This window comes from Streptomyces lienomycini (assembly GCF_027947595.1).
GTDB lineage: Bacteria > Actinomycetota > Actinomycetes > Streptomycetales > Streptomycetaceae > Streptomyces > Streptomyces lienomycini.
Genome location: NZ_CP116257.1, coordinates 5,619,345 through 5,637,500, shown reverse-complemented (window position 1 = coordinate 5,637,500; position 18,156 = coordinate 5,619,345). Strand labels below are relative to the sequence as shown.

General features: G+C 71.7%; 13 protein-coding genes, 2 rRNA genes and 1 pseudogene (1 of these 16 cut by a window edge). 13 read left to right on the top strand and 3 right to left on the bottom strand.

The window, feature by feature from the left end:
• From BJ961_RS25685 to BJ961_RS25670, 4 genes are all read left to right on the top strand, one after another.
• Positions 1 to 2,654 (top strand): 23S ribosomal RNA (locus BJ961_RS25685); it begins 467 nt to the left of the window's first position.
• A 106-nt stretch (positions 2,655 to 2,760) separates the two neighbouring features.
• Positions 2,761 to 2,877 (top strand): 5S ribosomal RNA (rrf, locus tag BJ961_RS25680).
• 192 nt (positions 2,878 to 3,069) lie between these two features.
• Positions 3,070 to 4,293, top strand: a complete 1,224-nt coding sequence (locus tag BJ961_RS25675) for a hypothetical protein (protein ID WP_271417166.1) — start codon at positions 3,070 to 3,072, stop codon at positions 4,291 to 4,293.
• The gene (locus BJ961_RS25670) at positions 4,185 to 4,940 is read left to right on the top strand and encodes a tetratricopeptide repeat protein (protein WP_271417165.1); all 756 of its coding nucleotides are present in this window, start codon (positions 4,185 to 4,187) and stop codon (positions 4,938 to 4,940) included. The genes BJ961_RS25675 and BJ961_RS25670 overlap by 109 nt, the downstream gene beginning before the upstream one ends.
• A 67-nt stretch (positions 4,941 to 5,007) precedes the next feature.
• Here the strand turns inward: BJ961_RS25670 and BJ961_RS25665 are convergent, their stop codons facing one another.
• A complete protein-coding gene (locus tag BJ961_RS25665) occupies positions 5,008 to 6,303 on the bottom strand; it encodes a DUF1015 domain-containing protein (RefSeq protein ID WP_271415156.1) in 1,296 nt (431 codons plus the stop codon).
• A gap of 71 nt (positions 6,304 to 6,374) precedes the next feature.
• Between BJ961_RS25665 and BJ961_RS25660 the strand changes: the two genes are divergently transcribed.
• The 4 genes from BJ961_RS25660 to BJ961_RS25645 all read left to right on the top strand — a co-directional run bounded on the left by BJ961_RS25660 (position 6,375) and on the right by BJ961_RS25645 (position 10,492).
• Positions 6,375 to 7,406: an HAD hydrolase-like protein gene (locus BJ961_RS25660; protein ID WP_271415155.1), complete on the top strand. Its 1,032-nt coding sequence runs from the start codon at positions 6,375 to 6,377 to the stop codon at positions 7,404 to 7,406.
• Positions 7,407 to 7,497: 91 nt separating this feature from the next.
• Entirely contained in the window at positions 7,498 to 8,544 is a 1,047-nt protein-coding gene (locus BJ961_RS25655) for a FecCD family ABC transporter permease (RefSeq protein ID WP_271415154.1), read from the top strand.
• Positions 8,541 to 9,605, top strand: a complete 1,065-nt coding sequence (locus BJ961_RS25650) for a FecCD family ABC transporter permease (RefSeq protein ID WP_271415153.1) — start codon at positions 8,541 to 8,543, stop codon at positions 9,603 to 9,605. The genes BJ961_RS25655 and BJ961_RS25650 overlap by 4 nt, the downstream gene beginning before the upstream one ends.
• A complete protein-coding gene (locus tag BJ961_RS25645) occupies positions 9,602 to 10,492 on the top strand; it encodes an ABC transporter ATP-binding protein (RefSeq protein WP_271415152.1) in 891 nt (296 codons plus the stop codon). Before BJ961_RS25650 ends, BJ961_RS25645 begins: the two co-directional genes overlap by 4 nt.
• Here BJ961_RS25645 and BJ961_RS25640 read toward each other — a convergent pair.
• Positions 10,476 to 10,823: an SCP2 sterol-binding domain-containing protein gene (locus BJ961_RS25640; RefSeq protein WP_271415151.1), complete on the bottom strand. Its 348-nt coding sequence runs from the start codon at positions 10,821 to 10,823 to the stop codon at positions 10,476 to 10,478. The two genes, BJ961_RS25645 and BJ961_RS25640, sit on opposite strands and share 17 nt — an antisense overlap.
• Before the next feature lie 42 nt (positions 10,824 to 10,865).
• On the opposite strand from BJ961_RS25640, the gene BJ961_RS25635 reads away from it, so the two are divergent.
• The 5 genes from BJ961_RS25635 (at position 10,866) to BJ961_RS25615 (ending at position 16,430) form a co-directional block, all read left to right on the top strand.
• A complete protein-coding gene (locus BJ961_RS25635) occupies positions 10,866 to 11,204 on the top strand; it encodes a hypothetical protein (RefSeq protein WP_271415150.1) in 339 nt (112 codons plus the stop codon).
• Positions 11,205 to 11,211: 7 nt separating this feature from the next.
• Positions 11,212 to 12,027 (top strand): hemolysin, encoded by an 816-nt coding sequence (locus tag BJ961_RS25630; protein ID WP_271415149.1) that lies wholly within the window; start codon positions 11,212 to 11,214, stop codon positions 12,025 to 12,027.
• Positions 12,024 to 12,929: an NAD kinase gene (locus BJ961_RS25625; protein WP_271415148.1), complete on the top strand. Its 906-nt coding sequence runs from the start codon at positions 12,024 to 12,026 to the stop codon at positions 12,927 to 12,929. Before BJ961_RS25630 ends, BJ961_RS25625 begins: the two co-directional genes overlap by 4 nt.
• A 313-nt stretch (positions 12,930 to 13,242) precedes the next feature.
• Positions 13,243 to 14,985, top strand: coding sequence for a DNA repair protein RecN (recN, locus tag BJ961_RS25620; RefSeq protein ID WP_271415147.1), 1,743 nt, complete (start codon positions 13,243 to 13,245; stop codon positions 14,983 to 14,985).
• A gap of 296 nt (positions 14,986 to 15,281) precedes the next feature.
• On the top strand, positions 15,282 to 16,430 hold the full coding sequence (locus tag BJ961_RS25615; protein ID WP_271415146.1) for a glycosyltransferase family 4 protein: 1,149 nt from the start codon (positions 15,282 to 15,284) through the stop codon (positions 16,428 to 16,430).
• Positions 16,431 to 16,474: 44 nt separating this feature from the next.
• On the opposite strand, the pseudogene BJ961_RS25610 reads toward BJ961_RS25615, so the two are convergent.
• Positions 16,475 to 18,120: pseudogene (locus tag BJ961_RS25610) on the bottom strand (PucR family transcriptional regulator).
• Positions 18,121 to 18,156: the final 36 nt, after the last annotated feature.

Below are 18,156 nucleotides of genomic sequence, written 5' to 3'. Positions count from 1 at the left end.
GGGCCCGAGAAATCCCGTGTGAATCTGGCGGGACCACCCGCTAAGCCTAAATATTCCCTGGTGACCGATAGCGGATAGTACCGTGAGGGAATGGTGAAAAGTACCGCGGGAGCGGAGTGAAATAGTACCTGAAACCGTGTGCCTACAAGCCGTGGGAGCGTCGGATACGTGCTTGCACGTATCTCGTGACTGCGTGCCTTTTGAAGAATGAGCCTGCGAGTTTGCGGTGTGTTGCGAGGTTAACCCGGGTGGGGAAGCCGTAGCGAAAGCGAGTCCGAACAGGGCGTTTCAGTAGCACGCTCAAGACCCGAAGCGGAGTGATCTAGCCATGGGCAGGTTGAAGCGGCTGTAAGAGGTCGTGGAGGACCGAACCCACCAGGGTTGAAAACCTGGGGGATGACCTGTGGTTAGGGGTGAAAGGCCAATCAAACTCCGTGATAGCTGGTTCTCCCCGAAATGCATTTAGGTGCAGCGTCGTGTGTTTCTTGCCGGAGGTAGAGCACTGGATAGGCGATGGGCCCTACCGGGTTACTGACCTTAGCCAAACTCCGAATGCCGGTAAGTGAGAGCGCGGCAGTGAGACTGTGGGGGATAAGCTCCATGGTCGAGAGGGAAACAGCCCAGAGCATCGACTAAGGCCCCTAAGCGTACGCTAAGTGGGAAAGGATGTGGAGTCGCACAGACAACCAGGAGGTTGGCTTAGAAGCAGCCACCCTTGAAAGAGTGCGTAATAGCTCACTGGTCTAGTGATTCCGCGCCGACAATGTAGCGGGGCTCAAGCGTACCGCCGAAGTCGTGTCATTGCAGCAATACGGCCAACGCCGGCTGTGATGGGTAGGGGAGCGTCGTGTGCCGGGTGAAGCAGCCGCGGAAGCGAGTTGTGGACGGTTCACGAGTGAGAATGCAGGCATGAGTAGCGATACAAACGTGAGAAACGTTTGCGCCGATTGACTAAGGGTTCCTGGGTCAAGCTGATCTGCCCAGGGTAAGTCGGGACCTAAGGCGAGGCCGACAGGCGTAGTCGATGGATAACCGGTTGATATTCCGGTACCCGCTGTGAAGCGTCAAACATCGAGCATCGTGATGCTAAGGCCGTGAAGCCGCCCTGATCTCTTCGGAGTTGAGGGGAGTGGTGGAGCCGCCGAACCAAGCGGTTAGTAGGTGAGTGATGGGGTGACGCAGGAAGGTAGTCCATCCCGGGCGGTGGTTGTCCCGGGGTAAGGGTGTAGGCCGTGCGATAGGTAAATCCGTCGTACATGTGGCTGAGACCTGATGCCGAGCCGATTGTGGTGAAGTGGATGATCCTATGCTGTCGAGAAAAGCCTCTAGCGAGTTTCATGGCGGCCCGTACCCTAAACCGACTCAGGTGGTCAGGTAGAGAATACCGAGGCGTTCGGGTGAACTATGGTTAAGGAACTCGGCAAAATGCCCCCGTAACTTCGGGAGAAGGGGGGCCACACCTGGTGACGAGTTTTACACTCTGAGCTGGGGGTGGCCGCAGAGACCAGCGAGAAGCGACTGTTTACTAAAAACACAGGTCCGTGCGAAGCCGTAAGGCGATGTATACGGACTGACGCCTGCCCGGTGCTGGAACGTTAAGGGGACCGGTTAGTCACATTTCGGTGTGGCGAAGCTGAGAACTTAAGCGCCAGTAAACGGCGGTGGTAACTATAACCATCCTAAGGTAGCGAAATTCCTTGTCGGGTAAGTTCCGACCTGCACGAATGGCGTAACGACTTCTCGACTGTCTCAACCATAGGCCCGGTGAAATTGCACTACGAGTAAAGATGCTCGTTTCGCGCAGCAGGACGGAAAGACCCCGGGACCTTTACTACAGTTTGATATTGGTGTTCGGTTCGGCTTGTGTAGGATAGCTGGGAGACTTTGAAGCTCGCACGCCAGTGTGGGTGGAGTCGTCGTTGAAATACCAGTCTGGTCGTGCTGGATGTCTAACCTGGGTCCGTGATCCGGATCAGGGACAGTGTCTGATGGGTAGTTTAACTGGGGCGGTTGCCTCCTAAAGAGTAACGGAGGCGCCCAAAGGTTCCCTCAGCCTGGTTGGCAATCAGGTGTTGAGTGTAAGTGCACAAGGGAGCTTGACTGTGAGACCGACGGGTCGAGCAGGGACGAAAGTCGGGACTAGTGATCCGGCGGTGGCTTGTGGAAGCGCCGTCGCTCAACGGATAAAAGGTACCCCGGGGATAACAGGCTGATCTTCCCCAAGAGTCCATATCGACGGGATGGTTTGGCACCTCGATGTCGGCTCGTCGCATCCTGGGGCTGGAGTCGGTCCCAAGGGTTGGGCTGTTCGCCCATTAAAGCGGTACGCGAGCTGGGTTTAGAACGTCGTGAGACAGTTCGGTCCCTATCCGCTGTGCGCGTAGGAGTCTTGAGAAGGGCTGTCCCTAGTACGAGAGGACCGGGACGGACGAACCTCTGGTGTGCCAGTTGTCCTGCCAAGGGCATGGCTGGTTGGCTACGTTCGGGAGGGATAACCGCTGAAAGCATCTAAGCGGGAAGCCTGCTTCGAGATGAGGACTCCCACCCCCTTGAGGGGTTAAGGCTCCCAGTAGACGACTGGGTTGATAGGCCGGATCTGGAAGCACCGTGAGGTGTGGAGGTGACCGGTACTAATAGGCCGAGGGCTTGTCCTCAGTTGCTCGCGTCCACTGTGTTAGTTCTGAGGCAACGACCGTTGCCGGCTTTCGAGCTGAACAGAACAATTGAAGAGTGTGCTTGTTCGCTCGAAACCATTAGGGTTTCGGTGGTCATAGCGTAGGGGAAACGCCCGGTTACATTTCGAACCCGGAAGCTAAGCCTTACAGCGCCGATGGTACTGCAGGGGGGACCCTGTGGGAGAGTAGGACGCCGCCGAACAATCTTTGGAAAGGACCCCTGGTCCCCAGCGTTCAGCTGGGGACCAGGGGTCCTTTCGTTTTTCCAGGCCGCACCGGGTACCCGGCTGCGAGAATGACTTGCGGTACCGAAGACAGGAGTCACCGATGTCCACCAACTCTCCCGACGACCGACCGGAGCGCGACCAGCGGCGACGGGACAGTGGTGACCGCGGTGACCGTGGCGGTCAGCGCGGGGACCGAGGCGGTTTCCGTCGCGACAACGACCGTGACCGTGACCGTGGGGGCTTCCGCCGAGACGACCGGCGTGACGACCGTCGGGGCGATGACCGCGGCGGGCAGCGTGGCGGCTTCCGCCGGGATGATCGTGACCGTGGGCCGCGTCGGGACGACCGCGATCGTGGCGGCGACCGCGGTTTCCGTCGTGACGACCGTGGCGGTGACCGTCCTTCCTTCCGTCGCGACGACCGTGGTGACCGCGGTGACCGGCCGACCTTCCGCCGTGACGACCGCGGCGAGCGTGGTGACCGCGGCGACCGTCCCTCGTACCGCCGCGACGACCGCGGTGGGCAACGTGATGGTTTCCGTCGGGACGACCGTCGCGAGGACAACCGCGGTGGCGGTTACGGACGTCGCGACGATCGTGACCGTGGACCGCGTCGGGACGACCGCGATCGTGGCGGCGACCGCGGTTTCCGTCGTGACGACCGCGGTGGTGACCGTCCTTCCTTCCGTCGCGACGACCGTGGTGACCGCGGTGACCGGCCGACCTTCCGCCGTGACGACCGCGGCGAGCGTGGTGACCGCGGTGACCGTCCCTCGTACCGCCGCGACGACCGGCGTGACGACCGTGGAGGCGAGCGTCCCCCCTTCCGCCGCGATGACCGGCGTGACGATCGCGGTGGTGAGCGTCCCCCCTTCCGCCGTGACGACCGGCGTGACGATCGCGGTGGTGACCGTCCGCCGTTCCGGCGCGATGACCGGCGTGACGATCGCGGTGGCGAGCGTCCCCCCTTCCGGCGCGATGACCGGCGTGACGATCGCGGTGGTGACCGTCCCCCCTTCCGGCGTGACGACCGGCGTGACGATCGCGGTGGGTTCCGTCGGGACGACAGTCGTGGCGAGCGCGGCGGCTTCGGACGGCGGGACGACAGTCGGGGCGGCGACCGGGGTGGGTTCCGAGGCCGGGACGACCGCGGGGGACGTGGGCCCCGGCGCGACGACCGCGGCGGGCGGCCCGGTGGTTACCGCGGGCGGGACGACCGGCAGAGCGGCGGCGGTGGCCGTTTCCGTGAGGAGCGGGAGCGCGACCGGGAGCCGATCAAGCGCCTGCCGATCCCCGAGGAGGTCACGGGCGACGAGATCGACAAGGACGTACGACAGGAACTGCAGAGCCTGCCCAAGACGCTCGCGGAGGACGTCGCCAGGAACCTGGTGATGGTCGCCCGGCTGCTCGACGAGGACCCCGAGGCCGCGTACGGCTACTCCAGGGTGGCCCTGCGCCTGGCGTCCCGTGTGGCCGCCGTACGCGAGGCCGCCGGGTTCGCCGCGTACGCCACCCAGAAGTACAGCGAGGCGCTGGCCGAGTTCAGGGCCGCACGGCGGATGACCGGGTCCGTGGAGCTGTGGCCGGTGATGGCCGACTGCGAGCGCGGACTCGGCCGGCCGGAGAAGGCGCTGGACATGGCCGGCGCCCCCGAGGTGCACAAGCTGGACAAGGCCGGTCAGGTCGAGATGCGCCTCGTGGCGGCCGGAGCCCGGCGTGACATGGGGCAGCTGGACGCGGCCATCGTGACGCTGCAGAGCCCCGAGCTGGCCTCCAACTCCGTGCAGCCGTGGACCGCGCGGCTGCGGTACGCCTACGCCGACGCCCTGCTGGCCGCGGGCCGGGAGCAGGAGGCGCGGGAGTGGTTCGCGAAGGCCGTGGAGTCCGACCGGGACGGCAGCACCGACGCCTCCGACCGGCTCGCCGAGCTGGACGGCGTGGAGTTCGTGGACGCCCTTGACGAGCGCGACGGCGAGGGCGAGACCGAGTCCGACGGCGGCGTGGAGGGTTCTTCCGCCGAGGACGGCGACAAGGACTGACGTCCGGCACCGAGGAGGGGCGGGCCCGTGGAACCGGGCCCGCCCCCTTCGCGCTGTCGTCGTCCGGTCAGTCGTCGAGCGCGCGGAGCACCAGGCCCGAGGCCGGCTTCGGGCCGAAGGACGTCGACTTGCGGGGCATCGTGACGCCCTGTCGGGCCAGCTCGCGTACGACCTCCTCGCGGACCGGATGCATCAGCACCGCCGTACCGCCGTCGCGTTCCGCCTTCGCCACGGTGGCCGCCGTGTCGTGGATGTAGGAGATGTGGGCCGCCGAGTCGTCGGGGACGTGCCAGACGTGGGCGAGGAGCGTGGCGTGCAGGACCGTGGCGTCCAGGGTGCGCCAGGTCTCGGGCCGGTCGGTGGGGACTGTGCGGGCCAGCAGGCCCGGATCCGGCCGGTCGACGAGGTGGAAGGCGCCGTCCCCGGCGAGCAGGAAGGCGTTGCCCGCGTCGGCGGCCTCCGCCAGGGTGCCCAGGGACTCGGCCAGGGGCGTGTCCAGACGGCGGACGCGGAAACGCCCCTCCAGGGCGGCCACGGCTTCGCGCACCGGGACGCCGTGCAGCAGCCGGTGGATGGCGCGGACGCGGAGCGGGTAGCGGGCCGTGTCGACCAGCAGGACCAGTCCGTGGTCCCAGGGACTGGGGGAGGGGTGTTCCGCGCGGAGCGTGCGGTAGGTGGCCCAGCGGTGGTGGCCGTCGGCGATGAGGGCCTGGTGCCGGGACAGCTCGGTACGGACGCGGGCCACCGTGGCGGGGTCGGTCACCGACCACAGGCGGTGGCGGTAGCCGTCCTCCGTGGTCGTCGCGAGCAGCGGCGGCCGTTCGGCCGTGCGTTCCACCAGGGCGGTGGTGACCGGCGTCACGGCGTCGTCGCCGCGGTACGTCAGGAGCAGGGGCTCCAGGTTCGCCCAGGTCGCCCGCATGAGTGCCGCGCGGTCGGCGACGACGTGGGGCATGACGTCCTCGTGCGGCAGGACCACCCGCTCGGACGGGTCCGAGACGCGCAGGGCGCCGATGATGCCGCGCTGCAGCAGGCCCTCGCCGTCGCGCTGTTCGTAGACGTACAGACCGGGTTCGGGGTCGGTGGTCAGGACGCCCTCCGCCCGCCAGCGCCGCAGGGTCCGGGCGGCCTGCTCGTTGCGCGCCTCGGGCGTGGCGGCCTGGGGGAGGATCAGGCGGACGATGTTGTGCGGGTCGGCGGACTCGAGGTGGAGCAGGCCGTCGGGGCGGACCACGACATCGTAGGGAGGGGAGGTCACGGCGGCCAGGCTGCCGACCCGGTCGGGGTCGTAGCGGAGGCCTCGGAACGGGGTGAGTTCCAGGCCCCGGCCCGCCGTTGCTTCCGGGTGACCTGCAGAGTTCATCCCGGCATCGTACGTGTGTCAGTGGCATGGGGGATGATCGGGGGAAAGGCGACGAAGAGGAGCGATGCGCAATGAGCCGGAGCGTCAGGACGAGGCCCGAGGGCAGTGGGCGGGGCCTGAACGAGGCCTACGACACGGCGCTGCTCGACCTGGACGGCGTGGTGTACGCCGGGGGGCACGCGATCGCCCACGCCGTCGAGTCCCTCGGCACGGCCCGCGACGCCGGCATGCGCCTGGCGTACGTCACCAACAACGCGCTCCGCACGCCCGACACGGTGGCCGCGCACCTGACGGAGCTGGGGATAGCGACGGACGCCGCCGACGTCATCACCTCGGCACAGGCGGTGGCCCGGCTGATCGCCGAGCAGGTCCCCCCGGGAGCGCGGGTGCTGGTGATCGGCGGCGAGGGGCTGCGCGTGGCGCTGCGTGAGCGCGGTCTCGAGCCCGTGGAGTCGGCCGAGGACGATCCGGCGGCCGTCGTACAGGGATTCGGCGGCCCGGAGCTGCCCTGGGGGCGCTTCGCCGAGGCCTGCTACGCCATCGCGCGCGGCGTCCCCTGGTACGCCTCCAACACCGACCTGACCATCCCCGGCGCCCGGGGGATCGCCCCGGGCAACGGAGCGGCGGTGGAGGTCGTGCGCATCGCGACCGGCGCCGAACCGCAGGTCGCGGGGAAGCCGCTGCCCCCGATGCACCGGGAGACGATCCTGCGGACCGGTGCCCGGCGGCCGTTGGTGGTCGGCGACCGCCTGGACACCGACATCGAGGGGGCGTTCAACGGCGAGGTCGACTCGCTGCTCGTCCTCACCGGCGTCACCGACGGCGCCCAGCTGCTGGCCGCGCCGCCGCGGCACCGGCCGACGTACGTCGACGCCGACCTGCGCGGACTGCTCACCGGACAGCCGGAGGTCACCGGCGACGCGGACGGCGGCTTCCGCTGCGGCGGCTGGACGGCGACGGCCGGCCAGGAGCGGCTGGAGCTGGAAGGCGACGGCGCGGCGCTCGACGGGCTGCGGGCGCTGTGCGCGGCGGCCTGGACGGCGGGCGGAGAGCAGGCGTGTGCCCTGGACTCCGGGAAGGCGCTGGCGCGACTGGGGTGGTGAGGCGGCGTACGGGGAAGGCGTCCGTCCGCGGGAGGGGCGGGCGGCGTCCTCGGGATCGTGATCGCTTGGCAGGGTAGGCTAGCCTAACCACGTGTTGGTCGACAGTCCCCCCGAACAGCGCGCGGAGACCCTTGCCGCGCCGCCCTCCAAGCGCCGGGTCCTGCGCGCCGCCGGGCTGCCCGTCTCCTTGGCGGTCCTGGCGTTCATCGCGTTGGCGAGCATCGCGATCGGCGCGAAGGACCTGTCGCTGACGCAGGTCTGGCACGGCCTCTTCCACGACTCGGGCACCTACGGCGACGTCGTGGTCGGCGACCGGCTGTCGCGGACCGTGCTCGGCCTGCTGGCCGGCGCCGCGCTCGGTCTCGCCGGAGCCGTCCTGCAGGCGCTGACCCGCAACCCGCTCGCCGATCCCGGGCTGCTCGGCATCAACGCGGGCGCCTCGGCGGCCGTCGTCACGGGCATCACCTTCTTCGGCGTCACCTCGCTCACCGGCTACGTCTGGTTCGCCTTCGCCGGTGCGGCCGGGGTCGGGGCGCTGGTCTGGTTCCTGGGCGGCAGCCGGGGGGCCACGCCGGTACGGCTGGTGCTGGCCGGCACCGCGATCAGCGCCGCGCTCTTCGGCTACCTCCAGGCCGTGATGATCATGGACGACGCGGCGCTGGGCCGGATGCGCTTCTGGACGGTCGGTTCGCTCGCCTCGGCGACGAACGGGACCGTCAGGGAAGTACTGCCCTTCTTCGTCACGGGCACGGTTCTCGCCCTCGCGCTCGCCCGGCCGCTCAACGCCATGGAGATGGGCGACGACACCGCCAGGGCCCTCGGCGCCAACCTCAACCGCACCCGGGCGCTGGCCATGCTCGCCGCGACCGTGCTCTGCGGGGCCGCGACGGCCGCCTGCGGGCCGATCGTGTTCGTCGGGCTGATGGTCCCGCACGTCGTCCGCTCCTTCACCGGCCCCGACATGCGCTGGATCCTCCCGTACGCGGCGATCCTGTCGCCCGTGCTGCTGCTCGGCGCGGACGTCCTCGGCCGGATCCTGGCCCGGCCCGCGGAACTCCAGGTCGGCATCGTCACCGCCGTCCTCGGCGGGCCGGTCTTCATCTTTCTCGTACGACGGCGGAGGACGGCCCAGCTGTGAAGAGCGGAAAGACCGTGCGCACCGTGAAGGGCAGCCGGACCGTGCGCAGCGCGGGCTGGCTCTCCCTCCGCCTCGACGTCCGGACCGTGGTCGTCGTCGCGCTGCTGCTGGCGCTCGCGCTCGCCGCGAGCGTGCTGCTGATCGGCACCGGCGACTTCGAGATACCGGCCGCCGACGTACTGAAGACCCTGGTCGGCCGGGGCGACGCCGGCCAGGAGTTCATCGTCAACGAACTGCGCCTGCCGCGGGTCCTGGTCGGACTGCTGGTCGGCGCCTCGCTCGGACTGGGCGGCGCGCTGTTCCAGGCGATCTCGCGCAACCCCCTCGGCAGTCCGGACGTCCTCGGCCTCGGGCAGGGTGCGACGGCCGGTGCCCTCATCATGATCGTCCTCTTCTCCGGCAGCTCGGCCCAGGTCACCGTCGGTGCGCTGGTGGGCGGCCTGGCGACCGGCTTCGCCATCTACCTGCTCGCCTGGAAGCGGGGCGTGCACGGATACCGGCTGGTCCTGGTCGGTATCGGTGTGGCCGCGATGGTCACCGCGGTCAACGGCTACCTCATGACCCGGGCCGACATCGTCGACGCCTCCCGCGCCGTCGTCTGGATGACCGGCTCCCTCAACGGCCGTGACTGGGACCAGGTCTGGCCCCTGCTCGGGCTGTGCGCCGTGCTGGTCCCGCTCGTCCTCACCAACGGGCGGGCGCTGCGGATGCTGGAGATGGGCGACGACATCTCGTACGCGCTCGGTGTGCGCGTCGAGCGCGTACGGGCGCTGCTGATGGTGGCCGCCGTACTGCTCACCGCCGCCGCGACCGCCGCCGCCGGACCGGTCGGCTTCGTCGCGCTCACCGCGCCGCAGCTCGCCCGGCGCCTGACCCGCTCGCCCGGCCCCAACCTGGTGCCGTCGCTGTGCATGGGCGCCGCCCTCCTGGTCGGCGCCGACTGGATCTCGCAGCGCGCCTTCGGCGCCGACCAGCTGCCCGTGGGCGTGGTCACCGGCGTACTGGGCGGCGTCTACCTGCTGTGGCTGCTGGTCACCGAGCGCAAGGCGGGCCGGATATGAGCGCCGGCGCCGACACCCGCGGCGGGTCCGGGAACCGAAGGAGCGAGAACCGAAGGAGCAACGTGAACCGTCTGACCGCCGAGAACGTCACCCTCGCCTACGACCAGCGGGTCATCGCGGAGAAGCTGTCGGTGGAGATACCCGACAACTCCTTCACGGTGATCGTCGGCCCGAACGCGTGCGGCAAGTCCACCCTGCTGCGGGCCCTGTCGCGGATGCTCAAGCCGAGCGACGGCCGGGTGCTGCTGGACGGTTCGGTCATCCAGTCGATGCCGGCCAAGAAGGTGGCGCGGACCCTCGGCCTGCTGCCGCAGTCGTCCATCGCGCCCGACGGCATCACCGTCGGCGACCTCGTCGGCCGCGGCCGCTACCCGCACCAGGGCATCCTGCGCCAGTGGTCGACCGAGGACGAGCGGGTCGTCCAGGAGTCGATGGCGCAGACCGGCATCTCCGAGCTGGCCGACCGCTACGTCGACGAACTCTCCGGCGGCCAGCGGCAACGGGTGTGGATCGCCATGGCGCTCGCCCAGCAGACCCCGCTGCTGCTGCTCGACGAGCCGACGACCTACCTGGACATCCAGCACCAGATCGACGTCCTCGACCTGTGCGCGGAACTCCACGAGGAGCAGGGCCGGACCCTCGTGGCCGTCCTGCACGACCTCAACCACGCGGCCCGCTACGCCACCCACCTCATCGCCCTGCGCGACGGGGAGGTCATCGCCGAGGGCGCTCCGAAGGACGTCGTCACCGCCGACCTGGTCGAGCGGGTCTTCGGGCTGCGCTGCCAGGTCATCGACGACCCGGAGACGGGCACGCCGCTGGTGGTGCCGGCCGCCCGCAAGGGGCGCACCCGGCGGGAGAAGGCGGCCGCTACAGGAGTTTCCTGAGCCGGAACAGGTCGCGCAGGCCCGCCTCCAGCTTCACCCGGCCCGAGGCCCAGGCCCGGGCGAAGTCCAGCTCGCCCGCCACCAGGGCCACCAGGTCGTCCCCGGTCATCGCCAGCCTGATCTCGGCCTTCTCGCGCGGCGGCCCCTGGAGGGTCTCGCGCACGTCGATGCGGCCGCCCGCCATGCGCCCGGCGAAGGTGACGTCCAGGTCGGTGATGTGGCAGCTCACCGAGCGGTCCAGCTCCGTGGCCGACCTCGCGTCCCCTTCGGCGCCGCGCATGTTGTCCGAGAGCTCGTCGAGTGCGGCACGGCACTCCTCAGTCGTCGCCATCGGGACCGACCGTACCCCAGCGGTACGCGGTAGCGTCGTGGCATGAGCGACGCAGTACCCGAACCGGTGGTCCCGTCGGCGGCCGAGGACGGCGAGGCCCGCCCCGGGCCCCCGGAGGCGGAGGCCGGGGCGCCCGAGGACCCCGGGTACGAGCCGGCCGCCCCCACCCCGCTGGACGTCCCGCGCACCCCCACCGGCGACGCCGGCGTCGACGCGGGGCTGGCGCGGCTGGCCGACGCCGACCACCTGGCCACGGACGGCCATGTCGAGGTGTACGAGGATGTACACCGGGGGCTGCGCGACGCGCTGACCGCGCTCGACGCCCGCCCGGGACCCCCGGCGCCCCCGTCGCCGTCATCACCGTACGACCACAGGAGCTGAACCGAACGTGGCAGGAGTCGCACGCCGCCGTCTCGACGCGGAGCTGGTCCGCCGCAAGCTGGCGCGTTCGCGCGAGCACGCGAGCCAGCTGATCGCCGCCGGGCGGGTCGCCGTCGGCAAGACCGTCGCGACCAAACCCGCCACGCAGGTCGAGACCGCCGCCGCGATCGTGGTGACCGCCGACGACGACGATCCCGACTACGTCTCGCGCGGCGGCCACAAGCTCGCCGGCGCCTTCGCGGCCTTCGTCCCGGAGGGACTCGTCGTCGAGGGCCGGCGGGCGCTGGACGCCGGGGCCTCCACCGGCGGCTTCACCGACGTCCTGCTGCGGGCGGGCGCCGCGCACGTCGTCGCCGTCGACGTCGGATACGGACAACTCGCGTGGAGTCTGCGGCAGGATGAACGCGTCACCGTCAAGGACCGTACGAACGTACGCGAGTTGACGCCGGAGGCGATCGACGGGGAGGCCGTGGACCTGGTGGTGGGGGATCTGTCCTTCATCCCGCTCGGGCTGGTACTGCCAGCTCTCGTGCGGTGCACCCGGCCGGACGCCGACCTGGTGATGATGGTGAAGCCGCAGTTCGAGGTGGGCAAGGAGCGGCTCGGCAGCGGCGGAGTGGTACGCAGTGCGCAGTTGCGGGCCGAGGCCGTGCGAGGAGTCGCGCGGCGGGCCTGGGAGCTGGGGCTCGGCGTGAAGGGGGTCACCGCCAGTCCGCTGCCGGGTCCCTCCGGGAACGTCGAGTATTTTCTGTGGCTGCGGGCCGGCGCCGGTGAACTGGACCCGGCCGATGTTGACCGTGCAGTGGCGGAGGGGCCGAGTTGACACAGAACCGAGCGCGAACCGTTTTCCTGCTCGCCCACACCGGGCGTCCCGCCGCCATCCGCAGCGCGGAGCTGGTGGTGGGCGGGCTGCTGCGGGCCGGGATCGGCGTACGGGTCCTGGAGGCCGAGGCACGCGATCTGCCGCTGCCCGGTGAGGTGGAGCTGGTCGGCGAGGCCACCCCGCAGTGCCTGGACGGGTGCGAGCTGCTCATCGTGCTGGGCGGCGACGGCACGCTGCTGCGCGGCGCCGAGTTCGCCCGCGCGTCCGGGGTGCCGATGCTCGGCGTCAACCTCGGGCGGGTCGGGTTCCTCGCGGAGGCCGAACGCGACGACCTCGACAAGGTCGTCGACCGGGTGGTCAGCCGGGCCTACGAGGTCGAGGAGCGGATGACCGTCGACGTCGTCGTGCACCGCAACGGCGACATCGTGCACACCGACTGGGCGCTGAACGAGGCGGCCGTGCAGAAGGCGGGCGCCGAGAAACTGCTCGAAGTCGTCCTGGAGATCGACGGGCGGCCGGTGACGGGGTTCGGCTGCGACGGCATCGTGCTGTCCACGCCGACCGGGTCGACCGCGTACGCCTTCTCGGCCGGGGGCCCCGTGGTGTGGCCCGAGGTGGAGGCGCTGCTGATGGTGCCGATCAGCGCGCACGCGCTGTTCGCGAAGCCGCTGGTGACGTCGCCGGACTCGGTGCTCGCGGTGGAGGTGCTGCCGCACGTCCCTCCGGGGGTGCTGTGGTGCGACGGGCGGCGGACGGTGGAGCTGCCGCCGGGGGCGCGGGTGGAGGTGCGGCGGGGGGCGGTGCCGGTGCGGTTGGCCCGGCTGCATCACGCCTCGTTCACGGACCGGCTGGTGGCGAAGTTCGCGTTGCCTGTTTCCGGATGGCGCGGGGCGCCGCACTAGCGGACTCGAAGGGGTGGTTCTTGCTGTGCCCCGGCCGCGGGCCGTACAGGGCTGGTCGCGCCCTGCGGCGCAGCCGCTGTCAGCACAGTCCCGCGCCCCTGGGGGTTGCGCCTCGCCGGTGTGGCAGGCGGGCTGTGTGTGCTCCCCGCGCTCCTCGAAGGGGTGGTTCCGGTGCGTTGCGGGGTGCGGGTGCGTTGTGGCTGGTCGCGCCCCGCGGCGCAGCCGCTGCCAGCGCAGTCCCGCGCCCCTGGCGGCATGCGCTTGCCCGGCGTGACAAGGGTGGCCTGTGTGCGCTTTCCGCCCTCGACCTCGTATGGTCGTGTCCGTGCTTGAGGAGATGCGGATACGGTCGCTCGGTGTCATCGACGACGCCGTTGTCGAGCTGTCGCCCGGGTTCACCGCTGTCACCGGTGAGACGGGTGCCGGCAAGACCATGGTGGTCACGAGCCTGGGACTGCTGCTGGGCGGACGCGCGGACGCGGCGCTCGTGCGGATCGGGGCGAAGAACGCGGTCGTCGAGGGGCGCATCGCCGTGCCCGGGAACGCCGCCGTCGCCGTCCGGGCCGAGGAGGCCGGGGCCGAGCTGGACGACGGGGCGCTGCTGATCAGCCGTACCGTTTCCGCGGAGGGGCGCTCGCGCGCGCATCTGGGCGGGCGGTCGGTGCCGGTGGGGATGCTCGCCGAGCTGGCCGACGAGCTGGTGGCCGTGCACGGGCAGACCGACCAGCAGGGGCTGCTCAAGCTGTCCCGGCAGCGGCAGGCGCTCGACCGGTACGCGGGCGACGCGGTCGCCGGACCGCTCGCCAAGTACGCCGAGGCCTACCGGCGGCTGCGGGCCGTCGCCACGGAGCTGGACGAGATCACCACGCGCGCGAGGGAACGCGCTCAGGAGGCCGACCTGCTGCGCTACGGCCTCGACGAGGTCGCCGCGGTCGAGCCGCGCGCGGGCGAGGACGTGGAGCTGGCGGAGGAGGCGGAGCGGCTGGGCCACGCCGAGGCGCTCGCGTCGGCCGCCACGGCCGCCCACGCCGCCCTCGCCGGCAACCCCGAGGACCCCGAGGGCGTCGACGGTGCGACGCTCGTCGCGGGCGCGCAGCGTGCCCTGGACGCCGTCCGGTCGCACGACCCGGCGCTGGCCGCGCTCGCCGAGCGGATCGGCGAGGTCGGCATCCTGCTGCGGGACGTGGCCGGGGAACTGGCCGGGTACGCCGACGACCTGGACGCCGACCCGCTGCGGCTGGCGGCGGTGGAGGAGCGGCGGGCCGCGCTCACCGCGCTGACCCGGAAGTACGGCGAGGACATCGCCGCCGTGCTGGGCTGGGCCGAGCAGAGCGCCGCGCGGCTGACCGAGCTGGACGGCGACGACGAGCGGATCGGCGAGCTGACCGCCGAGCGGGACGCGCTGCGGGCGGAACTGGGCGGTCTCGCCCAGGCGCTGACCGACGCGCGCACCGAGGCCGCCGAGCGGTTCGCCGCCGCGGTGACCGCCGAGCTGGCGTCGCTCGCCATGCCCCACGCGCGCGTGTCGTTCGAGATCCGGCAGACCGAGGACGAGCGGGGCGTGGAGGTCGGCGGGCGCACGGTGGCGTACGGGCCGTCGGGTGCCGACGAGGTCGAGCTGCTGCTCGCCCCGCACCCCGGGGCGCCGCCGCGGCCGATCGCCAAGGGCGCGTCCGGCGGTGAGCTGTCGCGCGTGATGCTGGCCGTGGAGGTCGTCTTCGCGGGCACCGACCCGGTGCCGACGTACCTCTTCGACGAGGTCGACGCCGGGGTCGGCGGCAAGGCGGCGGTGGAGATCGGCCGGCGGCTCGCGCGGCTGGCGAAGAAGGCACAGGTCGTGGTCGTCACACATCTGCCGCAGGTGGCCGCGTTCGCCGACCGGCAACTGCTGGTGGAGAAGACGAACGACGGCTCCGTGACCCGCTCCGGCGTGAAGGTCCTCGAGGGCGAGGAGCGCGTCCGGGAACTGTCCCGGATGCTCGCCGGCCAGGAGGACTCGGAGACGGCCCGCGCCCACGCGGAGGAACTGCTGGAGACGGCCCGGGCGGACCAGTAGGAACGCCGGTACGGTACGCCGGTACCCCGGTGCCTTCGCGGGGTACCTCGGTGGCCTCCCGGACGTACGCTCCGGACGGGCCGGGGCCACGCCACGTTCACTCGGACGGGTGAGGCGGTTCCGTGTCGTTGCCCCGTCGGTCGTCGGACGGCGGTGCTCGTCGTTCCCGGAACACCCGTGCGGCCTGGCATCCTTGACGGAGTGACGCACCGGAAACCGCGCGGCACGCCCCGTCCGCACCGTCCTTCCGCACGTTCCCCGAGACCGTCCCCCGCCGAACCAGGAGCCCCGGCCAGGTGACCCCCGTGAGCAGCCACTCACCGCACGGCCAGTCACCCCTGCGCACCGTGCAGGTGCTGGGCGGCGGCAACGCCGGCAGCAGCGCGCACGTGCGGTCACTGGCCGCGGGCCTCGTCGCACGGGGCGTGAAAGTGACGGTGTGCGCCCCCTCCGATGCGGAGTGCACCTACGACTTCACGGGCGCGGGCGCCGACCACGTGCACGTGCCGCGCAGCAGCGACCCCGTCTCGGTGGCCGCGCTGCGGACGGTGTGCGCGGACGCCGACCTGGTGCACGCGCACGGACTGCACGCCTCCTTCCGGGCCGCCCTGGCCCTCGGCGGGCGGCGCGTGCGCACCCCCCTCGTCGTCACCTGGCACGACCGGGCGCACGCCGAGGGCGCCCGCGCCCAACTGCTGCGCGTGCTGGAGCGACGGGTGATGAAGGCCGCCACCGTGGTGCTCGGCGCCACCTCGGAGCTGGTCGACGGGGCGCGGCGCGCGGGCGCGCGGGACGCCCGGCTCGGCCCCGTCGCGCTCCCCGCCCGGCCGGGCCGCCCCGCCGGACCCGAGGACCCCGACCTGCCGCACCCCAAGATCCGCGCCGAACTCGGGGCCGTCGACCGCCCGCTGCTGGTCGCCGTCGGCTCCCTGGAGCGGCACCGCGGGTACGACGTCCTGCTCGACGCCGCGCGCGTGTGGCGCCGCCTCGACAACGCGCCGCTGGTCGTCGTCGCCGGGGAGGGGCCGCTGCGCGGGGAGTTGCAGGGGCGGATCGAGACCGAGGGACTGCCGGTGGTGCTCCTCGGCAGCCGCGACGACGTTCCCGAACTGCTGGCGGCGGCCGACCTCGCCCTGCTGCCGAGCCGACGCGGGGCGGGGCGTTCCGTGCTCGCCCAGGAGGCGCTCCACGCGCGCGTGCCCCTCGTCGCCGCCGTGGTGGGAGGCATCCCCGAACTGGTCGGCGACGCCGCCGAACTGGTGCCTCCCGGGGACGCGGCAGCGCTCGCCGACGCCGTCGTCCGCCTGCTCGACGACCCGGCACGGCGGGACGAGCTGCGGGAGCGGGGCGTACGGCAGGCGGCCACCTGGCCGACCGAGGACGAGACCGTCGCCCAGGTGCTCGCCGTCTACGACGAGCTGACGCAGCCCACGCCGTTGCTCTAGGCACACGCCTCCGGGCGAGCCCGGCACCCTCCGGACGAGACTCCCTAGGCGACGTGCCGGCGGGCGCGCAGGGCCAGGCTCAACGCCAGTACGGTCTGCGGGTCGTCGAGGTCCGTGCCCAGCAACTCACCGATCCGCGCGAGCCGGTTGTAGAGCGTCTGCCGGTTGAGGTGGAGTTCGCGGGCCGTCTCCGCCTTGCGTCCGGCGTGGGCCAGATACGTCTGGAGGGTGGGCAGCAGCGGCGGCTTCGAACGGTCGTCGTGGTCGAGCAGCGGGCCGATCGCCCGGTCCACGAACGCCGCGAGGTCGGAGTGGTCCCGCAGCCGCCACAGCAGCAGGTCGATGTCCAGGCGCCGGGCGTCGTACCAGGGCCGGTCGGTGAGGCCCTGCGCCGCGGTGGCCGTCTCCGCCGCGTGCCTGAGGCCCGCCGACGCCGCCGCCCAGCCGCCGGACACCCCGACGACCACGACCGCGTCCCGGCCCCCGGCCGCCGCAACCCGGCCCGCTCCACACCCGCCCGCAGCGCCGCCGCGACCCGGTCGGCGACCGCCGCCCGCTCCGACTCCGTGCGCAGCCCCAGCAGCAGCGGGACGCGGCCCTCCACCGGCCGTACGCCCAGCAGCACGGGCACCCCCACCGACGCCAGTTCCTCGGCGACCGCGCGCGCCAGCACCGCCGAGGCGCCGCCCGCCGGGGACAGGGCGTCGCCGAGCCGCATCACCACCGGGAGGAGCGGGCCCGAGCCCGGCTTGAAGCCCAGGACGCGTGCCTGGGCCGGGGCGTCCTCCGCCGTGATCCGGCCCTCCGCCAGGTCGGTGAGGAAGTCGCCCCGCCCGCGCGCCGCCAGCTCGTCCTCCTGCCGTGCCTGCATCAGCACCACGGCGAGGATGCCGGCCGCCCGCTCCGCCGCCATCCGGTGCACCGGCGCCAGCGGGGACCGTACCGGCAGCAGCACGAGGCGGGCCCGCACCGACCCGGTGCCGGGCCCCCCGCCGGGCACGTCCACGAGGACCGAGCCCACCGGGGGCGGCGCCTCCTTGTGCGGGCCGCGCAGCCCCTCCCACACCTGGAGCGGGTCGGCGCCCTCGGGCCCCGACCCGGCGGCGTACAGCAGGCGGCCGTCGGGGGTCTCCAGGAAGACCGGGTTGTCGGCGGAGTCGGCCAGGACGCCCAGCACCTGCGGGACGCCGCCGCCGCCCAGCAGGGCCTCGGTGCAGCGCCGGTGCACCTCCTCGGCCCGCTGGAGCAGCGCGTAGTGGCCGTTGACGATCTCGGTGTGGATCTCCTCGGTGACCGCCACGAACGGCACCTCGCGGTGCAGTTGCACCAGCGGCAGCCCGGCCGCGTGGGCCGTGTCGACCAGCGCCGCCGGCAGCCGGGCGAAGCGCGGCCCCAGCTCCACGACGAGGGCCGCGATGCCGCGCTCGGCCAGCGTGCGCACGAACGCCCGCTGCTCGGCGGGGCGCGTGCCCAGGCCGTAGCCCGTGGTCAGGAGCAGCTCGCCGCCCTTGAGGAGCGAGGCGATGTGGGGCACCTCACCGGCGTGCACCCAGCGCACCGTGCGGTGCAGGCGGTCGGCGCCCGCGAGGATCTCCGGCAGACCGCTGCGCAGCCCGGGCAGCTCCAGTGCCCGCCGCACGGTGATTCCGGCGCCCCGGGTGTCGAATCCGCTGTGCGTGCCGCTGTCCATGGGCCGGACGCTACCCGGCGCGGCCGCACCCGGGAC

Excerpts from the sequence above, each read along its gene's own strand:
- BJ961_RS25665 (WP_271415156.1), bottom strand. The coding sequence starts at position 6,303 with ATGAACTCTGCAGGTCACCCGGAAGCAACGGCGGGCCGGGGCCTGGAA.
- BJ961_RS25660 (WP_271415155.1), top strand. The coding sequence starts at position 6,375 with ATGAGCCGGAGCGTCAGGACGAGGCCCGAGGGCAGTGGGCGGGGCCTG.
- BJ961_RS25645 (WP_271415152.1), top strand. The coding sequence starts at position 9,602 with ATGAGCGCCGGCGCCGACACCCGCGGCGGGTCCGGGAACCGAAGGAGC.
- BJ961_RS25640 (WP_271415151.1), bottom strand. The coding sequence starts at position 10,823 with ATGGCGACGACTGAGGAGTGCCGTGCCGCACTCGACGAGCTCTCGGAC.
- BJ961_RS25635 (WP_271415150.1), top strand. The coding sequence starts at position 10,866 with ATGAGCGACGCAGTACCCGAACCGGTGGTCCCGTCGGCGGCCGAGGAC.
- recN (WP_271415147.1), top strand. The coding sequence starts at position 13,243 with ATGGTCGTGTCCGTGCTTGAGGAGATGCGGATACGGTCGCTCGGTGTC.